The organism is Enterococcus sp. AMC1086 (genome assembly GCF_058216575.1).
Genome location: NZ_CM177100.1, coordinates 1,045,511 through 1,059,591, shown reverse-complemented (window position 1 = coordinate 1,059,591; position 14,081 = coordinate 1,045,511). Strand labels below are relative to the sequence as shown.

Here is a 14,081-nt window from a genome sequence, read left to right as displayed (position 1 = left end):
ATTGATAGAGAGTGATCCATTTTTTTCCGCTTAGAATGCTCTTTGTTCTTGATAATTCCTGCTTTTTAAAGTAAATTTGAACAGACTCTACCAAGTAAAAGTAGTGTTTTTAAATGAAACGATTTATTTCTTTTTTCACCAATGATTTATTATTTACAAGCTCTTTTCTGATCGCTCTTATCAGTTGCTTATTCGGTTCGTTCTCCTTAAAATCAATTGATTTTAAAGTTATTTTTTGCCTATTTAGTTTGATGCTTTTTGTAAAGAATATTGAAAAGCTGGGTATTCTATATTATTTTGCTGAAAAAATGATCGATTTTTCTTCGACAACCCGTAGTTTAATCAGAAATATTGTGCTATTAGCATTTATTAGTTCAATGATCCTGACGAACGATGTGGCGATCCTTACATTAATGCCTATTTATTTAACGATCATACAGAAATTTACAGATATGGAAAATAAGATTGCCGGTGCTGTATTATTAATTATCGCCGCTAACTTAGGCAGTAGTTTTTTCCCATTTGGAAATCCGCAAAATCTTTTTTTATTTTCTTACTATTCTCTCTCCACTGCTACATTTTTTGAATGGTCTTTTGTCTTACTGCTTTCTTCCGTTTTATTTTTATTGCTTTCATTTCTATTTATAAAAAAACAACCGATTACAAAACAAACTGATTCCGTTCCGAGAATCAATAAGAAACAGACGATTATTTTAAGTTTGATTGGAGTATTCATTCTTCTTGGTGTTTTTAATATCTTGCCTTATTTCATTGTAATTCCAATCGCTACAAGTATCCTCATTATTTACGATAAAGAAATGCTTTGGCAAGTCGATCATAAATTGTTATGGACATTTATCTTTTTCTTTATTGCTGTAGGCAATTTTTCTCAAGTAGAAATAATTGCAACATTTATAAAAGACCAATTTACGACAAACACGCATACATTTTTTGGAAGTATTTTAGTGAGTCAGATAATTAGTAACGTTCCTGCAGCTATTCTGATTGCTCCTTTCACAGATCGATCGCAAGCTCTTTTTTGGGGAGTAAATGTCGGAGGCTTAGGCACGATTGTTGCTTCGTTGGCTAATCTGATTGGTTTTAAGCTTTTTAAAGAGTATTATCCAAAGCAATCAAAAAATTTCCTTCTACAATTTACGCTAATAAATTTAGCTTTTTTAATCTGCTTTGTCCTATTTTTTATCTTTTTGTTGTAAAAAATTGTGTCCTATTCAAGTAATAAACGTTGGGAGCAGAAGCAACCTTGTTTTTCTAATGAGCTATTTTATATCCTCTCAAACTAGAATTTTGATGAGTATTCAATTGTCTTTTTGAACTGATTCTAGCTTACACTAACTTTCGTATATAGCGACGATATCATGTATTCTACGCTTCATTTCTGCACGAATATGTAACGGTCCTAAACACTCGCATTTATCCCCGAAACTAAAAAGGATATTGTAGTAATACTCGTTCTCTATGAAAGGAAAATCGACAATATAATGCTCCTCACCATCTGGAGAAAAGTGTTCAAATGTACAATGATCAAGTACTCTGTCCATTACAGATTTATGGATCCAAATATTGATTTTTGTTTGCATCGTTTTCAGAATATCCGTAAAATCCAATTGCAGTTTTTGATACTTCCGTGGGATAAAGAATCTCATTTGTATTTGGAGGTTGGATATTCGAGACAGCCTGAACAAACGAAAATCATTTCTTTTAAGGCAATACCCTTGTAGGTACCAATGGTTACTTTTCAATATAAGCTGATAAGATTCCACTGTTCGTTCAGTTTTGTCTCCATAGCGATCTGCATATTCAAACGATAGTAGCTTTTTTTCCTGTAAAGCTATTTTAATCATTTCTAAATAAGATTGTATCTCTCTATTGCCCGTCCATGAAGTTAAATCTAGACAAAATTGATTTGTTCTCAGTTCAATTTCTTTTGCTTTATCAGCAGGAATTAAACTTTTTATCTTTGTCAGGGTGTGTATCAGCTCATCTCCTCGTATCATAGTAGAAAGACTAGAAAGTGCCATCAAGATAGTAGAAAGGTCCACATCTGAAAAAACCTTACTATCAATCTTGTAATTGGGCATGATTTCAAATCCACCTCCCACTCCCGATGTTGAGCGAACAGGAATACCTATCCTATTGATCGCCTCTATATCGCGGTAGATTGTGCGTAGTGAAACTTCAAAAATGTCTGCTAGTTTCTGCGCACTTATGCGCTCTTTATCCAGTAAAATGATTATAATACTAATAAGTCTTTCAACTTTCATCTAATAATCCTCTTTCAAATTTTCTTTTATTTTATATTGTTGCCATACTGGTGTCAACAATCGCATGATATGCTAAAAGTAAAGGAGGATAAGACTTTATGAAAAAATCTTTAGTAAAAATGGATCGTTAAAACGGCATCTCAAATAATTAAAAATATCATCGATGCTATTCCTATTCGTTAAATAGGGTATGAAAATTTACCTACTGTTATAAGAACAGGTAAAAACCATTATATATGGAGCTGAATTAGCAATAGATAAATATTCTATTATCAAATCACATCCTTGTAGCAAAAAAAATTACAATGGAGGAAATTTATGTTTACAATCTATGTTTACGTTCTTGATACTTTAGCCGACTGGGAAATGGGATACGTTCTTTCTGAGCTAAATTCTGGTCGTTTTTTCAAAAAAGAGGCTCAACAACTATCGTTAAAAATGGTTAGCCATTCTATGGAGCCAATCCATACAATGGGTGGACTGACCATTGTGCCTAATTGCTTGATTGATGCTATTGATGTGAGTGAAACAAGCATGCTAATATTACCAGGTGCAGACACGTGGGCTGACCCAAAACATGGTGCTATAATAACAAAAGCCAGTGAATTTCTCGCTCTAGACTTTACAGTCTGTGCTATCTGTGGGGCCACTGCTGCACTTGCTAATGTTGGGCTATTGGATAAGCGTCCTCATACCAGTAATGGAGCAGGATTTCTTGAAATGGTTTCACCTGCTTATAAAGGCCAACGCTTTTATATAGATCAGCCATCAGTGGCGGATCACAATCTTATTACTGCAAATTCTACCGGAGCTTTGTTATGGACAAAACAAATTATTGAACATTTAGGAGTTTTTCAATCGGACACACTGAATTTTTGGTACGATTATTTTAATACTGGTGAGGCTGAATATTTCTTCTCACTCATGCAAACTTTACCCTCTAGTAATCAAGATAATTAGCCATTATCCTAAACAAATTGGATCTAATCTAAATCGATTTTTAATTAAATTTACTAGAATAAACTTAGTGCTTCAGATGATCTAGCTTACAATCATAAAAAGACCAGACAAAATTTTTTGTCTGGTTAAAAATTAATTATCTACTCTTTTGACTATCGACTTCTAAAACTTTCGAAAATAAGCTCAAGGTTTAAGAACGATTTTCTTTAATCCTTGATTACAACGAGGGATGAATTGCTCTCTCCTAATACTCTAACACTTTAGATTAGAGAGAAAAATTCAAACGATCAGTTTTCCCTCTAATCTAAATATATTTTTCACCTACTAGTTTGCAATCGCTTCTAGTCTCTCCTTAACTTCTTCTTTTGACAGTTCATTTCTCATCACATAACGATTTGCAGGATGATGACGACATTCATCAGAACAACTACCAAGATATTTCGCTTCGTTTTCTTCTGAGGCTAAAATTTGTTTGTTACAGAAAGGATTGGCACAATTGATATAACGTTCGCATGGCGTACCATCAAACCAATCTTTCCCGATGATTTTTTTATCAACATGATTAATTTCAACACTGATTCGTTCGTCAAAGACATACATTTTACCGTCCCATAGCTCGCCTCTTGTCTCTGGATCTTTTCCATAAACAGCAATACCACCATGAAGTTGAGAAACATCTTCAAAGCCTTCTTTCATCAACCAGCCAGAAAATTTCTCACAGCGAATACCACCAGTACAATAAGTGACAACTTTTTTATTCATAAATTGTTCTTTATTGTCTCTGATCCACTGCGGCAATTCTCTAAAATTGCGAATATCTGGGCGTACAGCACCTCTAAAATGACCTAAATCAAATTCATAATCATTTCTTGCATCGATTACAACAGTGTTTTCGTCAAGTAATGCTTCTTTAAACGCAGCTGGTTCTAAATATTTTCCAGTTATTTCTAACGGATTCACATCTTCTTCTAAGCTTAAAGAAACGAGTTCTTTTCTAGGACGGACAAACATTTTATGAAACGCATTTTCTGGCACTTCATCTATTTTGAAATAAGTATCTTTAAAGCGTTCATCAGCTAGCATTGCGTCCATATAAGCATCTGTATCAGCAATCGTTCCTGAAAGTGTACCGTTGATCCCTTCTGTTGCAACTAGAATTCTTCCTTTTAGATTCAATGATTTACAAAAAGCTAAATGTTCCTTTGCAAATTCTTCGGGTTTTTCAATCGTCGTGTATTTATAATAAAGTAATACGCGGTAATCCATTTTATCTTTCTCCTTTTTCTTAGAAACTGTTTTGCTATCTCCATAATAACTGTACAGTCCCTGATTTTTTCTTCATACATATTTAGTATATAAAAAAAGAAATAAGAAAAGCGAGCTATTTGCTTGTGGAAAAATGCACATATAAAAAAAGCGAAACATTCCATTTAGACTATAAATAAATCAGAAAAAAATTTTGTTCAGCTATCTAGTTTGTGCAGCTGAATCAATAAAAAATCGATAAAAGTATCTTACCTTTACAATTACACTAGATAAAAAACTAGCCAAACTTTCCTAAAAAAGTTTGGCTAGTTTTTTCAAATTGATTCCTTACTGACCAGATACAGCAAAATAATTTTCATCATTATCAGCAAAGTTAAATACTAATCCTGTTGGTAATTGTACTAGTTCACCTACTCGTACGCCTGCTTCTTTCATTCTTTTGTATAGTGCCATCACATCATCTGCGAAAAACATCAATGATGGTGTATTTCCAGCAACTTCTGGTGAGTGTTGTTGAATAAATTCTAAATCGTATAAAACAATCATTGTATCTGCATTTTCAGTTGGTGAAATCTCTACAACTAATGTGCCATCAACAGCATCTCTTTCTTTTTCTACAAAGCCGATTTTTTGCCAGAACTTACTTGACTCTTCTACATTTGTTACGTATAACATTATTTTGATTTGATTTGTAAACATGATTTTTGCTCCTATTCTTTAGTTCATTCTGTTTTTCGTTTAAGATACGTGCTTTTCTATTATATACTTTCTATCATAACTTATGGTAATATTTATGCAAATATAATTGCTTTAAGAGGAGGAAATATGAAACTAACTGTTTTGGTAGATAATAATGTATACATCGATCATTATTATTTGGGTGAACCTGCGTTGTCTTTTTATATTGAGGATGAAAAAGAAAAAATTCTTTTTGATACGGGATTCAGTGATGTTTTTATAAAAAATGCTGACTTATTAAATATTGATTTGAGTAAAATAACAAAATTGGCTTTATCTCATGGTTACAATGATCATACTGGTGGTTTAAAATCAATTTCTGAAATTTTTTCAAAGCAAAAGCCACAAATCATAGCCCATCCACTGACTTTTTTACCTAAGAAAGAAGACGAATTGGCTATCGGATCTTCTGTAAGCACGGAAGAACTTCAAGAAAATTATAAGCTACTTCTTTCAAAAAACCTATTAAGCTTTCACCAAATATTACATTTCTTGGAGAAATACCCGAACTAGTAGATTTTGAACCATGTAAACAAGTTGGTGAAACAAAAATACTAGAATATTTTACGCCGGATTATGTGTTAGATGACTCTGCTCTGGTTTTCGAGGGTCAAGATGGCATTTATATCATCACTGGTTGCTCTCACAGTGGCATCAGCAATATTTGTGAATATGCTAAACAAATTACTGGTAATCAAACAATTCGAAGTATCATCGGTGGTTTTCATTTATTTGATGACGACTTACAATTAGATAAAACAATCGAGTATTTCAAAAATAATGAAATAACTAGTTTATATCCTTATCATTGTGTCTCCTTTCAAGCAAAAGCAAAAATTCATTATCAACAATCCATTGAAGAAGTTGGTGTCGGAATGCAAATCGAATGGAACTAAAAAGGAGGCTAGGATATAACTCATAGAGTTATATCCTAGCCTCAAGGAGTCCGAACAAATGCTTCTGTCCAACCTTCTTTTATACTTAATTTTCTCAGTGAAGATAAATAATCACTTTTTATGCATTTTCTTCAACAACTAAATTACTATCATTTAAAACATCTCGATCTAATTCGTTGATTCGTGCGCTAGTTACGATCCCTGCTACCATACTGTCACTGACATTTATAGCTGTTCTAGCCATATCGATCAATGGTTCTACAGAGATTACTAATCCAACAATAGCCACCGGTAAATTCATAGAGCCTAAAACAATCAACGAAGCAAATGTTGCACCACCACCGACACCAGCCACACCAAACGAGCTGATCGTTACGATCGCAACTAACATTAAAATAAATTCTAAACTAAAAACATTAATCCCAACAGTCGGCGCAACGATTGTTGCCAACATAGCTGGATACACCCCGGCACAACCGTTTTGACCAATCGATAAGCCAAAGCTTGCTGCAAAGTTAGCTGTTGCATCATCAACACCTAATGCTTTTGTTTGTGTTTCAATATTTAAAGGTAATGCTCCAGCACTTGACCTTGAGGTAAAAGCAAAGCTCAAAACTGGGAAAGATTTTTTCAAATAATTCACAGGATTTACTTTAACTGCAACCAAGATCAATAAATGAACGAACATTACAATAAGCAACGCAGTATATGACGCTAGTACAAATTTTCCTAAGTTAAGAATCGCATCAAAGTCGCTTGTCGCTACAACATTTGTCATCAACGCTAAAACGCCATAAGGTGTTAAACGTAAAACTAAAGTCACAATACGCATCGTGATTTTATAAAGGCTGTCAATCAAATTCGCAAAAAATTCTGCTTCTTTCGGTGCTTTTCTTTTTATACCTAAGTATGCAACACCGACAAATGCTGCAAAGATCACAACACCGATCGTACTTGTTGCCCTTGTACCTGCAAAATCTGCAAAAACATTTCTAGGAATAAACGCTAAAATTTGCTGAGGAATCGATAGATTTTCAACGGTTTCCTGTCTCGTCGCAAGTTCTGCAATTCGTGCCGTTTCTGCCATTCCTTGTGTAAATTTTGCTCCTTGTAAGCCAAATAATAAGGTTGTACCAATTCCAATCAACGCCGCAATAGCTGTTGTACCTAATAAGGTTGCTAGTACATTGAAACTAATTTTACCTAATTGTTTGGACTCTTTCATCTTAGTAAATGCTCCGACGATAGAAACAAAAACTAAGGGGATTACGAGCATTTGTAAAAACGCTACGTATCCATTACCTACAATACCGATCCATTCCATTGCTTGCGTTGTAACTTCGTCTTGGGTACCGAATGCGAATTGAATAATTGCACCTAATACAATACCTACACCCAATGCGGCAAAAACACGGGTTGAAAATTTATAGTGTTTTGTCTGCATACGATAAAAGACGTATAACACTGCAAGAAAAGCAAGGACCACTAAAACAGTGATGAGTGTTGTCATTTTTTTCCCTCCTAAATTTAGATGCGTAACGGGCTCATTCAACACTGATAGAGAAATAAGAAATTATAGTTGTGATACTTTTTATCACAGGTAAATTTGATCTTTTTCCCGAAAAGTAACTAGTGAAGCCAGAAGACGCAATTGAAATGACAAGTCCATCAAAGGAAGTAAAGGTTCCCGGGGATCGTTCTTCAACGATCCGCCCTAAAAATAAATCAATTCATTTTCAGTGATAAATCTATTGTACCTAATTTGAAAGACTAATAGCTATTATTTTGTTTCTGCAATGATACAAAAAAAGAGTTTGTGATAGTCAAAAACTATCACAAACTCTTTTTTAAACGATTTTAGTTTAAATAGTGTTCATTATTCAGCTGCTGATTGGAAGTTTAATTGGATACCTGGTTTATCTAACGCGATTTCAGTAATTTCATATGCCATGCGTTGTACGATATTAAATAGTGGACTAACTAATTCATCCACTTCTTCTTGCGAGATATCTTCCTGACTTTCAATTTTATGATTGATGATATGATTGATCTGGCTAACTGAACCTGACAAGATATACTCTTCAAAAATCAGACGAAACTCTAAACGAGCAGCAATGATCGAGTTTTCCTTTGGATAGTTTTCATCAGTTGATTCGATTGGTGAAAATCCTACTCTAAGATCTGTTTCAACTTCTTCCATATCTTGAGTCCGCATATCGTAATGAAAAGCCTCTACGACTTCTTGTTGACGTTTTATTTCCATGAATTAAACTCTCCCTTTTTTTAAGTTCAATAATGATTATCTCTATTCAAATAGTTCTGAACAAACAATAGTTTATCTACAATTTTATTATACCACACATCTTTTTATCACGAATACTCAAGCCCTTTTTTTAATCTAATTTTTAAATGAATGAATGGGCGCGGGAATCCGTCCACCACGTAAAATAAAGTCTGTCGAAGCATAATCATTTACTTTCATGACAGGTGCTCTGCCTAATAATCCACCAAATTCTACCATATCACCAACTTTTGTCCCTTTAGCTGGAATGATTCTAACAGCAGTTGTTTTGTGATTAATCACACCGATTGCAGCCTCATCTGCAATCATCGCAGCAATTGTTTCGGCCGATGTTTCACCAGGAATAGCGACCATATCTAAACCAACGGAGCAGATTGCTGTCATTGCTTCTAATTTTTCTAAATTCAGCGCACCATTATTGACCGCATCGATCATTCCGGCATCTTCTGAAACTGGTATAAAAGCACCTGATAGCCCACCGACATGATTACATGCCATCACGCCACCTTTTTTCACTGCGTCATTTAATAACGCTAAAGCTGCTGTTGTGCCATGCGTTCCCACACTTTCTAGACCCATCTCTTCTAAAATATACGCTACGCTATCTCCTACAGCTGGTGTTGGTGCAAGGGATAGATCCACAATTCCAAAAGGAACATTTAGACGTTCTGATGCAATTTTACCTACTAATTGTCCCATTCTAGTAATTTTAAAAGCTGTTTGTTTTACCACTTCTGCCACAACATCAAAAGGCTCGCCTTTTACTTTTTCGAGCGCACGTTTAACAACACCTGGTCCACTGACCCCGACATTGATTACGCAATCTGCTTCGCCAACTCCATGAAATGCACCTGCCATAAAGGGATTATCTTCCACTGCATTTGCAAACACGACTAACTTGGCACAGCCCATATCGGATTTTGCAGCTGTCTCTTTGATTATGTATCCCATATGACGAACTGCATCCATGTTGATGCCAGCTTTTGTTGATCCGATATTTACGGAAGAACAAACAAATTCTGTTTCAGCTAATGCTTGAGGGATCGAATTGATTAAAATCTCATCACCATGTTGGTAGCCTTTTTCAACCAATGCACTGAATCCACCGATGAAATTAACTCCCACTGCTTGTGCTGCTTTATCTAGTGCCTTGGCATATTTTACATAGTCTGTATCAGAACTCGCAGCCGCAATGATTCCGATCGGTGTTACTGAAATTCGTTTGTTAATGATCGGAATCCCATACTCAGATTCAATTTCTTCTCCAACTTTAACTAGATTTTGAGCTAAACGAGTGATTTTATCATAGATTTTTTGACAAGCTCGATCGCTATCACTATCAATACAATCTAACAATGATATACCCATTGTGATCGTTCTAATATCTAAATTTTCTTCTTCGATCATACGGATCGTTTCTAGAATTTGATTTGTTTCCAAAGTTTTTCCTCCTAAATTTAAACGTTGAAAGAGCTTGTTCGACCTTGACAGAAATTACGCTTGTGACCGTTTTTATCACAGACATCTTTTCTCTTTTTCCTAAAAGCAAGCCCGGGCAGCTGGATAATGTAGTGTCTATTGCTGACCTGTATAACTAGATGACTCAACATTGATTTTTATAATTTATGCATAACATTGAAAATTTCTTCATTTTGAATACTGATTTTCACACCTAACGTTTCTCCTAAAGAATTTAGTTCGGAACGAATCATCTCGACATTATTGTTGTCTTTAGACATTTCTAGTACCATCATCATTGTAAAGTAACTATCCATGATCGTTTGTGAAACATCAATAATATTCATATCCAATTCGGCTAATTTTTGACTGACTCCAGCGATTATTCCGACTTTGTCTTTACCGATAACTGTCAATACTGCGCGCATATAGTTTCCTCCTAAATATAAAAGCTAAAATAGCTAAATAAGTTTTTCCTATTATATCATAATTTGTTCAATTATTAACAAAAAATCAGAACAAAAAACGTTGAAAATTAATGAACGTTCGTTTTTTATTTAACAAAAAAACTTCTGAACTTTTATTAAATTCTCTCAGAAGTTTTCTTATTCAAACAGTTTTATTGAATTGTTCTTTGCAAGTTGAGCAAGTGACTTTAATCTTGCCTCTTCCTCTTGGTGCTCTTAGTTGTTGTTTGCAATTGGGGCACTTAAAAAAAGTATACGTTTTACGCGCTTTGAGCTTTTCTTTTGAAAAATCAAACTTGCTTTTTAGTTTCTGCATTTTAACTATGTAGCGAGTATTTTCATTGGAGCGCAGGTAAATTCTCTTGGAAAAGAAACGGTAGTTTAGTCCTAATAAAAGTAACGCCGCTAACCAAAAAGCAATCATTGTCGGTAAAAATAGATTGACCAGCAATAAAACTAACATTCCTTTCAATAGTGTTATGTTTAATTGATCCATTCTAGCATATCTTCCTACCAATAATTTTTGGATCTTTGCATTCCAGCGAAGTAGTCGTTCAAGCCAAATTTGTCCCATATGATCCCTCTTTTCTCTATTATTATCTCAGTCATAAATCATTGTTTCAAGAGGTATAATCAAAATTGAATCAAAAATAAATATGGCTGATTTTTAAAAACTCATCTTTGATGATTGATCCAATCGTGTTTGCTTCATCTTCTCGTCCACATGTTGAAAAATCAACAGCAATTTATTGTTCTACTTTTTTGAATACAAAGGAAAGTTTAATGACTAGAAGAGTGATACTTTTTAGGTTGGTTGCTGTTAAATGTTGTAGTCCCACAATATTTTGATCGTGCTCATCATCAGCAAAAGTAGCGGACAAAATAATGGAGATCCAATTAAAGGATGCCTCTATTTCGTCCGCTTTAAGCTTATACTGGAACTTATAAGGCAGACAAACTTGAATCGCTACACCCTGTGTATCGACACTTTCAGCTGTTCTGCCAGACTTATTGCTTTGTCTTTATTCATCATCCTTAAAATCCAAAATCAATTTACTCTCTTCGCCAATAAAATCATATTGATAAGACCCCGTCAAACCTTGTAATTCTCCCGTACTTTTAATGATCATTCCTGGTGAATCCAGTGATCCCTTATCAAAAATCCCCTTTTCAGCTGCTGTAAAGGTTCCTGTTTTTCCTTTATATTGGCCTTCAAAGTGAAGAAATCCTGTGATCCTTGCTGTTGCCAAGTGACCATCTTCTTTGTTGCTCTCTAAATAATAAAGAAGATACTCGACCCAAGCTTTGCCTTGTAAAAGACCTTCTAGTTCGTATTCTGCCTGAACACGATTCACTGGAAAATCTAATTTTTGTTCGTCTACTGGTTGCTCTTCCCATTTTGTTACGTTGAATGCTATGCTCACACTTATCCCTCCTTATAAATACCAGATTAGCAAACATACGTTCTTTTTGCAAGTTAAAATGATCAAATTAAGCGCGAGATTTTTTGAAAAATCTTTTGTATAGTTTATTTTTCTGCTAAAATGTAAACGTATATTTTGTAATTGGAGGTATTTATTTGTTTTCAAAAATAGGGAAAAATAAAAGAACAAAAGGAATTCTCTTAGCAGTAATAGGGGCAATACTTTGGGGAATAAATGGAACTTTTGTAGATTTAGTCTTTTCAACATTAAGAGCTCCAGTAGAATGGGTAGTCGGGACTAGATTATTAGGAGCAGGAATCATCATTCTATTATATTCAACGTTCATAAAAAAGGAGAAAATATTTTCAATATTCAAATCTAAAAAAGACACGGGCATGCTGCTTCTATTTGCATTGTTTGGCATGAGTGGTTGTCAATATTTATTTTTTTTATCAATAGAAAAAAATGGTGCTGGTTTAGCAACTATTCTTCAATTTACTAGTCCAATATTTATTTACCTTTATTTAGTTCTAAGGAAAGAGAAAAAATTGCTTTTGCAAGAATTATTTTATATCGTACTTGCTTTTGTAGGTGTTTTTTTAATTGTTACGCGAGGAAATTTCACAAAATTAGATGCTAATATTTCGGGATTGATAATAGGGATAGGTTCAGCTATTGGCGTTGCTTTTTACACATTGCAACCCCGAAGAATCTTGATAAACTATGGTTCACCTGTTGTAGTTGGTTGGGGAATGTTAATTGGGGGAGGCGTATTTCAGCTTATCCGTCCAATCTGGCAACCTGGTTTTGCTATCGATAAAAAAGTTATTTTGTATATGGGATTTATAATTGTCATTGGTACTGCGGTTTCATTTTGTTGTTTTTTAGGCAGCTTAAATTACATTGAAGCATCGTTATCAAATATAACGGCTGCTTTAGAACCTTTAGTTGCTAATATTTTAACACCACTACTTTTAAGTCAAGTTCTTCCCCCAATACAAATAATTGGGATTGGGATTGTATTGTTATCAGTACTGTTATTTGCAAACTATGGCGAAAAAATTAGCAAAAATAAAAAATTAGAACTAACTGAGTAACTATTTGATGGATGTCATTCAGTTAAGTTTAATGACTTTTCGTAGAATATCTCATAAGGTTTTTCCCACCCTAAACATTTTCTAGGTCGGCTATTTATTTTATGAATGAGAAATAATGAACGAATAGCAAACAACCGTCATTATTTAATGATCCTATTAGTATTATAACGGAGGCTGGTCATCTAGATTTATCAAAATTCTTCCGTACATCCCAATTCAGAGTTTCCGTTTCTTTATGTGAACTAGAGCAAACGGGCTGGCTTTAAAAAAAGAACCCCTCACTATAAAATAAAAAAATCGAGAACCAGCGTCTACTGATTTTCGACTTTTTATGTTATCTTGTTTTTACGATCATTTCCAGTGCTTTTGCCATATCTTCGCTGGCTAAATCGATCATTTCATCTTCCATACATTGCTTCAGGTTTTCAGTTACGACAAGTCCGATCACTTTATCAATACTAGATCGAACAGCCATTAATTGTGTCACCACTTCTTGGCAATCTTTTCCTTCATCCATCATTTTTAAAATGCCGCGAAGCTGTCCTTCAGAACGTTTCAATCGATTCGCTAGTTTAGGATCACACGTCATCAGTAACGTTCCCTTCCCATGCGGACATACCGCCCATTACATTCGTTACATCATACCCTAATGAAGCAAAATATTCACTAGCCATTTGTGAACGTCCACCAGCTTGACAGATAATATAGTAAGATTGTGCTTTATCTAAAGATTCAGCTGTTTCCTGTAACGTACTTAGCGGCATGCTTTTTGCTCCTTTGATATGTCCTGAAACATATTCATCGTCTTCCCGTACATCTATAATAGCTAAGTCATTTCTTTTTTCCAATTGTTCAAATTCATCGATCATCATTGCTTTATACATTATTTAATAACCTCCTGATGGTAAATCATACTGTATAGTTGAAAAGTGCCATCTAAATTTTTAACACTAAAATCATTATTTTTAAGATTCGCTCAGCTAATGAACTACGTTTCCTACATTGACAACTAGCGATGATTTCTTTATTGGTAGTTGTCCTTTTGATGCCCTTGACGATTTGCTGAAGAAGAAAAGATGAAGGTTTTGCGGAGCAGTTTCAACAATTGTCACATTATACCCCTATGGGTATTTAAGAAATTAATTCTAATTGATTTTTTTTGAATTGTAAAGAATCTTGTTTCCTATT

Annotated in this window: 16 protein-coding genes; 5 read left to right on the top strand and 11 right to left on the bottom strand. The window is 34.3% G+C overall.

The annotated features are described in order from the left end of the window. Window positions 1-113: 113 nt before the first annotated feature. The gene (locus tag AC4BC4_RS05000) at window positions 114-1,217 is read left to right on the top strand and encodes an SLC13 family permease (protein WP_490476973.1); all 1,104 of its coding nucleotides are present in this window, start codon (window positions 114-116) and stop codon (window positions 1,215-1,217) included. Window positions 1,218-1,352: 135 nt separating this feature from the next. Here the strand turns inward: AC4BC4_RS05000 and AC4BC4_RS04995 are convergent, their stop codons facing one another. Then, complete coding sequence (locus tag AC4BC4_RS04995; protein WP_490476972.1) at window positions 1,353-2,285, bottom strand: helix-turn-helix transcriptional regulator; 933 nt, start codon at window positions 2,283-2,285, stop codon at window positions 1,353-1,355. Between the two features lie 318 nt (window positions 2,286-2,603). Here AC4BC4_RS04995 and AC4BC4_RS04990 point away from each other — a divergent pair, with 318 nt between their 5' ends. After that, complete coding sequence (locus tag AC4BC4_RS04990) at window positions 2,604-3,245, top strand: type 1 glutamine amidotransferase family protein (RefSeq protein WP_490476971.1); 642 nt, start codon at window positions 2,604-2,606, stop codon at window positions 3,243-3,245. Between the two features lie 324 nt (window positions 3,246-3,569). Here AC4BC4_RS04990 and trhO read toward each other — a convergent pair whose 3' ends face one another. Next, window positions 3,570-4,511: an oxygen-dependent tRNA uridine(34) hydroxylase TrhO gene (gene trhO / locus AC4BC4_RS04985; RefSeq protein ID WP_490476970.1), complete on the bottom strand. Its 942-nt coding sequence runs from the start codon at window positions 4,509-4,511 to the stop codon at window positions 3,570-3,572. A 327-nt stretch (window positions 4,512-4,838) separates the two neighbouring features. After that, complete coding sequence (locus AC4BC4_RS04980; protein ID WP_438758652.1) at window positions 4,839-5,210, bottom strand: VOC family protein; 372 nt, start codon at window positions 5,208-5,210, stop codon at window positions 4,839-4,841. 126 nt (window positions 5,211-5,336) lie between these two features. Here AC4BC4_RS04980 and AC4BC4_RS04975 point away from each other — a divergent pair, with 126 nt between their 5' ends. Together AC4BC4_RS04975 and AC4BC4_RS04970 are read left to right on the top strand one after the other, a co-directional pair. Then, the gene (locus AC4BC4_RS04975; RefSeq protein ID WP_490476969.1) at window positions 5,337-5,762 is read left to right on the top strand and encodes an MBL fold metallo-hydrolase; all 426 of its coding nucleotides are present in this window, start codon (window positions 5,337-5,339) and stop codon (window positions 5,760-5,762) included. Between the two features lie 65 nt (window positions 5,763-5,827). After that, on the top strand, window positions 5,828-6,145 hold the full coding sequence (locus AC4BC4_RS04970) for an MBL fold metallo-hydrolase (RefSeq protein ID WP_490476968.1): 318 nt from the start codon (window positions 5,828-5,830) through the stop codon (window positions 6,143-6,145). Window positions 6,146-6,263: 118 nt separating this feature from the next. On the opposite strand, the gene AC4BC4_RS04965 is transcribed toward AC4BC4_RS04970, so the two are convergent. The 6 genes from AC4BC4_RS04965 to AC4BC4_RS04940 all read right to left on the bottom strand — a co-directional run bounded on the left by AC4BC4_RS04965 (window position 6,264) and on the right by AC4BC4_RS04940 (window position 11,796). Then, a complete protein-coding gene (locus AC4BC4_RS04965; protein ID WP_490476967.1) occupies window positions 6,264-7,655 on the bottom strand; it encodes an L-cystine transporter in 1,392 nt (463 codons plus the stop codon). A 366-nt stretch (window positions 7,656-8,021) separates the two neighbouring features. Next, complete coding sequence (locus tag AC4BC4_RS04960) at window positions 8,022-8,408, bottom strand: DUF1149 family protein (protein WP_438758649.1); 387 nt, start codon at window positions 8,406-8,408, stop codon at window positions 8,022-8,024. 135 nt (window positions 8,409-8,543) lie between these two features. Next, window positions 8,544-9,887, bottom strand: coding sequence for a PFL family protein (locus tag AC4BC4_RS04955; RefSeq protein ID WP_438758648.1), 1,344 nt, complete (start codon window positions 9,885-9,887; stop codon window positions 8,544-8,546). Between the two features lie 176 nt (window positions 9,888-10,063). After that, window positions 10,064-10,333, bottom strand: coding sequence for an ACT domain-containing protein (locus AC4BC4_RS04950; RefSeq protein WP_438758647.1), 270 nt, complete (start codon window positions 10,331-10,333; stop codon window positions 10,064-10,066). A 181-nt stretch (window positions 10,334-10,514) separates the two neighbouring features. After that, entirely contained in the window at window positions 10,515-10,946 is a 432-nt protein-coding gene (locus AC4BC4_RS04945) for a hypothetical protein (protein ID WP_438758646.1), read from the bottom strand. Window positions 10,947-11,394: 448 nt separating this feature from the next. Continuing rightward, window positions 11,395-11,796, bottom strand: coding sequence for a DUF3224 domain-containing protein (locus AC4BC4_RS04940; protein WP_490476966.1), 402 nt, complete (start codon window positions 11,794-11,796; stop codon window positions 11,395-11,397). Window positions 11,797-11,951: 155 nt separating this feature from the next. On the opposite strand from AC4BC4_RS04940, the gene AC4BC4_RS04935 reads away from it, so the two are divergent. After that, entirely contained in the window at window positions 11,952-12,893 is a 942-nt protein-coding gene (locus AC4BC4_RS04935; protein WP_490476965.1) for a DMT family transporter, read from the top strand. Window positions 12,894-13,227: 334 nt separating this feature from the next. On the opposite strand, the gene AC4BC4_RS04930 is transcribed toward AC4BC4_RS04935, so the two are convergent. After that, window positions 13,228-13,482, bottom strand: coding sequence for a metal-sensitive transcriptional regulator (locus tag AC4BC4_RS04930; protein WP_438758643.1), 255 nt, complete (start codon window positions 13,480-13,482; stop codon window positions 13,228-13,230). Next, complete coding sequence (locus tag AC4BC4_RS04925; protein WP_438758642.1) at window positions 13,472-13,777, bottom strand: rhodanese-like domain-containing protein; 306 nt, start codon at window positions 13,775-13,777, stop codon at window positions 13,472-13,474. Before AC4BC4_RS04925 ends, AC4BC4_RS04930 begins: the two co-directional genes overlap by 11 nt. Between the last annotated feature and the right edge of the window lie 304 nt (window positions 13,778-14,081).

What these genes read in the sequence shown, in the direction of transcription:
- AC4BC4_RS05000 (WP_490476973.1), top strand. Translation starts at nt 114, where the DNA reads ATGAAACGATTTATTTCTTTTTTCACCAATGATTTATTATTTACAAGC.
- AC4BC4_RS04995 (WP_490476972.1), bottom strand. Translation starts at nt 2,285, where the DNA reads ATGAAAGTTGAAAGACTTATTAGTATTATAATCATTTTACTGGATAAA.
- AC4BC4_RS04990 (WP_490476971.1), top strand. Translation starts at nt 2,604, where the DNA reads ATGTTTACAATCTATGTTTACGTTCTTGATACTTTAGCCGACTGGGAA.
- trhO (WP_490476970.1), bottom strand. Translation starts at nt 4,511, where the DNA reads ATGGATTACCGCGTATTACTTTATTATAAATACACGACGATTGAAAAA.
- AC4BC4_RS04980 (WP_438758652.1), bottom strand. Translation starts at nt 5,210, where the DNA reads ATGTTTACAAATCAAATCAAAATAATGTTATACGTAACAAATGTAGAA.
- AC4BC4_RS04975 (WP_490476969.1), top strand. Translation starts at nt 5,337, where the DNA reads ATGAAACTAACTGTTTTGGTAGATAATAATGTATACATCGATCATTAT.
- AC4BC4_RS04965 (WP_490476967.1), bottom strand. Translation starts at nt 7,655, where the DNA reads ATGACAACACTCATCACTGTTTTAGTGGTCCTTGCTTTTCTTGCAGTG.
- AC4BC4_RS04960 (WP_438758649.1), bottom strand. Translation starts at nt 8,408, where the DNA reads ATGGAAATAAAACGTCAACAAGAAGTCGTAGAGGCTTTTCATTACGAT.
- AC4BC4_RS04950 (WP_438758647.1), bottom strand. Translation starts at nt 10,333, where the DNA reads ATGCGCGCAGTATTGACAGTTATCGGTAAAGACAAAGTCGGAATAATC.
- AC4BC4_RS04945 (WP_438758646.1), bottom strand. Translation starts at nt 10,946, where the DNA reads ATGGGACAAATTTGGCTTGAACGACTACTTCGCTGGAATGCAAAGATC.
- AC4BC4_RS04930 (WP_438758643.1), bottom strand. Translation starts at nt 13,482, where the DNA reads ATGACGTGTGATCCTAAACTAGCGAATCGATTGAAACGTTCTGAAGGA.
- AC4BC4_RS04925 (WP_438758642.1), bottom strand. Translation starts at nt 13,777, where the DNA reads ATGTATAAAGCAATGATGATCGATGAATTTGAACAATTGGAAAAAAGA.